5 protein-coding genes are annotated in these 5,352 nt (G+C 57.5%); 4 read left to right on the top strand and 1 reads right to left on the bottom strand.

Translation table 11 applies throughout. The features are described from left to right. Positions 1-160 precede the first annotated feature (160 nt). The 3 genes from B4U49_RS01440 to queF are packed head-to-tail and all read left to right on the top strand — an operon-like array spanning position 161 to position 2,769. The gene (locus B4U49_RS01440; protein ID WP_078082809.1) at positions 161-1,108 is read left to right on the top strand and encodes an ABC transporter ATP-binding protein; all 948 of its coding nucleotides are present in this window, start codon (positions 161-163) and stop codon (positions 1,106-1,108) included. A gap of 2 nt (positions 1,109-1,110) precedes the next feature. Continuing rightward, positions 1,111-1,884: an ABC transporter permease gene (locus B4U49_RS01435; RefSeq protein WP_078082808.1), complete on the top strand. Its 774-nt coding sequence runs from the start codon at positions 1,111-1,113 to the stop codon at positions 1,882-1,884. A 54-nt stretch (positions 1,885-1,938) separates the two neighbouring features. Further along, the gene (gene queF, locus B4U49_RS01430) at positions 1,939-2,769 is read left to right on the top strand and encodes an NADPH-dependent 7-cyano-7-deazaguanine reductase QueF (RefSeq protein ID WP_078082807.1); all 831 of its coding nucleotides are present in this window, start codon (positions 1,939-1,941) and stop codon (positions 2,767-2,769) included. 50 nt (positions 2,770-2,819) lie between these two features. On the opposite strand, the gene B4U49_RS01425 is transcribed toward queF, so the two are convergent. Continuing rightward, positions 2,820-4,214, bottom strand: a complete 1,395-nt coding sequence (locus B4U49_RS01425; RefSeq protein ID WP_078082806.1) for an adenylate/guanylate cyclase domain-containing protein — start codon at positions 4,212-4,214, stop codon at positions 2,820-2,822. 308 nt (positions 4,215-4,522) lie between these two features. On the opposite strand from B4U49_RS01425, the gene B4U49_RS01420 reads away from it, so the two are divergent. Further along, positions 4,523-5,083: a nitroreductase family protein gene (locus tag B4U49_RS01420; protein ID WP_078082805.1), complete on the top strand. Its 561-nt coding sequence runs from the start codon at positions 4,523-4,525 to the stop codon at positions 5,081-5,083. Positions 5,084-5,352: the final 269 nt, after the last annotated feature.

Genomic DNA, 5,352 nt, shown 5'->3' with positions numbered 1-5,352 from the left:
TTCGAACCCGGTTTCCCGCTCCAAATAAAGAAAGCTGCTCAAATGAGCGGCTTTTTTTATGCCTGTTTTTCGGCGCCGGGCAAATATCCCCAAATTCTGTGCGGTTGCAATATACAGATCAAGGGCGTTGAATAAGCGCCCTTACCGTCTGGAGGAAGTAATGACAGCCGCATTGTCCATCCGCAATCTCGAAAAAACCTATGACAACGGTTTCCAGGCACTGAAAGGCATCAGCTTTGACGTGCAGCCAGGGGATTTCTTTGCCTTGCTGGGCCCCAATGGCGCCGGCAAATCCACCACCATCGGCATTCTTTGCTCTCTGGTGCGCAAGACTGCCGGCGAGGTGTCCATCTTTGGGATCGATATCGACAAGGACTTCCCCAAGGCGAAGCAGATGCTCGGTGTGGTGCCCCAGGAGTTCAACTTCAGCCAGTTCGAGAAAGTCTTCGATATTGTCTGCACCCAGGGTGGTTTTTATGGCATGCAGCGTGCCCTGGCGGAGGAGCGCACGGAAAAGTACCTGCGCAAACTGGGCCTGTGGGACAAGCGCAGCACCCAGGCGCGGATGTTGTCCGGAGGTATGAAGCGGCGCCTGATGATCGCCCGTGCGCTGATTCACGAGCCCAGGCTGCTGATTCTGGATGAGCCCACTGCCGGCGTGGATATCGAGTTGCGCCGCTCCATGTGGGAGTTCCTGCAGGAAATCAATCAGCAGGGCACCACTATCATCCTCACTACTCACTACCTGGAAGAGGCAGAGAGTCTGTGCCGCAATATCGCCATCATCGACCAGGGCGACATTGTGGAAAACACCTCGATCAAGTCCCTGATCAAAACCTTGAGCCGTGAAGTGTTTATTCTCGATGTGCGCGAGTCACTCGGTGAGGCGCCGGACTTCGGCGAGTTTGACGGGCGCCTGGTGGACGAGCACAGCCTGGAGGTGACGGTGGAGAAGGGGCAGTCACTGAGTGACCTGTTTACCTTGCTGAGCGCGCAGAACATCGCTGTAACCAGCATGCGCAACCGCGCCAACCGGCTGGAGGAGCTGTTCGTTTCCCTGCTCACTGAGAACAAGAAACAGAAAAACGCCGACGGAGGGGAGGGGTAGTTATGAGCCTGCAATTGATCTGGACCGCCTTTTCGACCATTTTCCGCCGGGAAGTGCGGCGTTTTACCCGTATCTGGCCGCAGACCCTGGTACCGCCGGTGATCACCATGTCGCTGTATTTCGTGATTTTCGGCTCCCTGATCGGTAGCCGAATCGGTGAAATGGGTGGGTATTCCTATATGGAGTTTGTGGTGCCTGGCCTGATCATGATGGCGGTGATTACCAACTCCTACGGCAATGTGGTGTCCTCTTTCTACAGCGCCAAGTTTCAGCGCAGTGTGGAGGAATTGCTGGTATCGCCCACGCCCAACTGGGTAGTGATGGCGGGCTACGTGCTCGGTGGTGTTGCGCGCGGCCTGATCGTGGGACTGGTAGTCACCCTGATCGCACTGGTGTTTACCTCTTTGAAGGTCCAGCATATCGGTCTGACTGTGCTGATCGTATTCCTGACCTCGGTGCTGTTTGCGCTGGCCGGGTTTATCAATGCGATTTTTGCCAACAGCTTTGACGATATCTCCATTATTCCCACCTTTGTGCTGACGCCGCTGACCTATCTAGGGGGGGTGTTTTACTCCATTGAGCTGCTGTCGCCTTTCTGGCAGGGGCTGTCCAAGCTCAATCCCATCCTCTATATGGTTAACGCGTTCCGCTACGGCGTGCTCGGTGTGTCCGATATCAGCGTTGGCTGGGCCTTCGCCGGTGTGTTGGCGTTTATCGCCGCACTTTCCGCCTGGGCGCTGCACCTGATGCGCCACGGTAAACGCCTGCGTCACTGATTGAATATTGATGGTTCGCCTGCCCGGCAGGCGAGCAAATACATGAGTCAACACATGAATCGAGAAGACTGGCAAAACCTGCCGCTGGGGCAGGAAACCCGCTACGAATCCAGCTATAACCCATCGCTGCTGCACCCGATCCCGCGCTCGGTGTCCCGCGCACAGCTGGGGCTGGAAGAGGGTGCACTGCCGTTCAGTGGCGCCGATGAATGGTGGGGCTTTGAGTTGTCCTGGCTGAGTCCGAAAGGGGTGCCGCAGGTGGCGGTAGCGCGTTTCCGCTTTGCCGCCAGCAGCCCGTCAATGATCGAGTCCAAGTCCTTCAAGCTATACCTCAACTCTTTTAACCAGAGCCGGTTTGAGTCTGCGGATGCGGTGCGAGAAGTGCTTGAGAAAGACCTCAGTGCCGCGGCCGGCAGTGATGTTGTGGTGACGCTTTACGGTGTTGAAGATGCCGCTCTGGACGTGCACAGGCCGGTTGGTACCTGTGTCGATGAGTTGGACATTGAGGTGCAGACATACCAGCCGGATGCTGGCCTGCTCGGGTTGCAGGAGGGCGGTAATGTTGTTGAGGAGGTGCTTTACAGTCACCTGCTACGCAGTAATTGTCCGGTTACCGGCCAACCTGACTGGGGTACGGTGTCCATTGCTTATCGCGGTCCAGCGCTCGAGCACGCATCGCTGCTCGCCTACATCATTTCATTTCGCGAGCACCAGGACTTCCACGAGCACTGTGTAGAGCGCATGTATTGTGACCTGCAGAAGGTTGCCGTTTTCGAAAAGCTGACGGTATGCGCGCGCTATACCCGCCGGGGGGGGCTGGATATCAACCCGCTGCGGACGTCTGCGGGAGAAATTGAGTTTCCGGGTAGGTTTGCGCGGCAATGAGCCGCGCCTGACTGGGGTGTATCACTGGGTCGAATAACCAGGCTGTATATCTAGATGATGACCTTGCTCTTGAGGCGCGCCTGCGCCTTTTGCAGCGCCTGCAGGACCTTTTCCTTATCGTAATTCCGCACCTTGTCCAGATCCAGGTGCATGGCAAAGCCGGGGGCGTGTTCTTCCAGGTAGCTCTGCTGTCCACCTAGGTTCTTGCGCAGATCGGTGACGGAATACACTTTCACCGGGGTGCTGAATCCCTTCACGGTGACATGGCCCTTGTCGCGGCACATCACGGTCTGTTTGATCATTGCCCAGGTTTCGTGACTGATCAGTACCTCGCCCGGTTCGGCGGCGCTTTCCAGGCGGGCCGCCAGGTTCACGTGGGTGCCCATCACCGTGTAGGTCTGGTGGTCTGCAGTGCCGAAAACCCCGACGGTGCAATAACCGGTATTGATCCCCATGCGGATTTGCAGCGGGTGAGAGATACCCTGGTCGTACCACTCCTGCATCATCTCGCGCACCCGCTTGCGCATTGCCAGCGCCATCGCCACACAGCGCAGTGCGTCGGATTTGGGCCCCTTGCTCTGATCGTCCCCGAAAACCACCATCACCGCGTCGCCGATAAATTTGTCGATGGTTCCGCCGTAGTGGGCCACGATGCGCGACATTTCGGTGAGGTAGTTATTCAGCAGGCCGGTGAGGGTTTCTGCCTCCATCTCTTCGGTGAGCTGGCTGAAATCCTTGATGTCCGAGAAAAATACCGTCAGCAGCTTGCGCTCGGTGACGATTTCCTTGTCCTTGCCGGTAGTTACTGCGCGCCACAAGCGTTTGGGGAGGTAGCGGGAGAGCTTGTAGCTGGCCAGATTGGCTATGCGCTGCTCTTTTTCCAGCTTCTGGTTTTGTTCCCGCAGGCGGGCAATCTGTTTGTGGGTATAGAAGGCGTAGCAGCAGAAGTAAGTAAATACCCCGATCAGGCTGGCGGCGCTGATGTTGAGGTCCGCATTGACCACCAGTGCCGGGCGGTGCACCAGGTAGCCGATACCGACGCCGAGCAGCATGGCGGTATTGTGTTCAAACCAGCAGCGACCACCGCCCTGGGTAAGGGCATTGAACTGGATCATGGTCAGGAACAGCAGACTGGGCAGCAGGCTGAAGTTGGCCATGGCCATAGCCATGCCGATCAGCAGGGCATCGGTAAAGGAGAGCCAGCGGCGCACCTGCTCGGCAGTTTCCGGCACGCTGCGGTGGGCAATCTGATGTGCGACAGGGATGTAAGCCAGTAGCAGCGCGGCCATAGCCAGCTGCAGCAGGGTGCTCTGGGTCAGGAGTGCCGACCAGTTGATGCTGTTGAGCAGCGTGCCGGAAGCTGCAAAACAGATCAGGGCGCGGAAATAGAGCGGATACCGCGAATCTTGCTGGCGGCCCCGGGATTCTTCTGGCTGTTTTTGCATGAACGCGGGTCTTATCGGTAACTGTGTTGATCCGGGAGCATTTTGTTCTCTTCTCGTCCCCGTCAATTCCTGGCGCCACCGTCGGATGAACGGAAATACCGCCAGAGCCTCTTATCTTTTCATTATAACGAGGCCTGGATCACTGACAGGCGCAAAGTTTAACCTCTTGCCGCGGTGAAAGCGACGGCAATTGAGGATGTAATTCTAATTGGCACGATAGTTCCACATTTGTCGCTAACCCATTTGAGGTAGAATCCTACGTCCCGTCGGGGGAGTTATTTCGTTCCGTCAAATTCAGGAGGCAATAGATGGACGCGCTGGAGGCACTGCACAACCGGGTATCAGTTGGGGTACTGACCGAGCCTGCACCGAATGGTCAGCAGCGGGAAGCCATTTTCCGCGCAGCCCTGCGCGCCGCCGATCACGGCAATTTACGCCCCTGGCGTTTTTTGGTGGTAGAGGGCGAGGCGCGCTCCCGCATGGGAGAGATCTACCTCAAGGCCAGTGAGTTAAGCGAGCCTCTGAGTGAAGCCCAGCGCGAGCGCACCCTGGCCATGCCGTTGAGGGCGCCCCTGGTTGTAGTTGCGATCACCCGCCTGCAGGAGCACCCAAAGGTGCCTCACAACGAGCAGCGTATGTCTACCGCCGGTGCGGTACAGGCCATGCTGACTGCGGCCTACGCCGAGGGCGTGGGCGCCTACTGGCGTACCGGTGCGCTGGCTGAAAACCGGGCAGTCGCTGAAGGCCTGGGCCTCGCAAAAAATGAAGAGATCAGCGGGTTCATTTATATGGGCACCCCGCAAAAACCCCCGAGACCGGCGCCAGACCTTGCGGTAGCGGACTTTTTCGCCGAGTGGACAGGGGATTAAGGCGCACACTCGAGACCGGCTGGCGGGATTTTTTGCGAAATACACTTGCACCCGCCGCTGCGTTTCTGTAAAGTTCGCGCTCGCTGATCGGGAGCTATGTTACTGATTAGCAAGGCAAAACGCCGACGAGCCCGCAGGCGTGCGGATGAGGCTCGCTAAACAATTCACAAGCCACGCGACAATCAGTTTCGGTGAGGTGTCCGAGTGGCCGAAGGAGCACGCCTGGAAAGTGTGTATGTCGAAAGGCATCGAGGGTTCGAATCCCTCCC

Origin of the sequence: Microbulbifer mangrovi, assembly GCF_002009015.1 — a bacterium.
Classification (GTDB): Bacteria; Pseudomonadota; Gammaproteobacteria; order Pseudomonadales; family Cellvibrionaceae; genus Microbulbifer; species Microbulbifer mangrovi.
The sequence above is the reverse complement of the archived record's forward strand: the minus strand, read 5'-3'. Positions and strand labels throughout refer to the sequence as shown.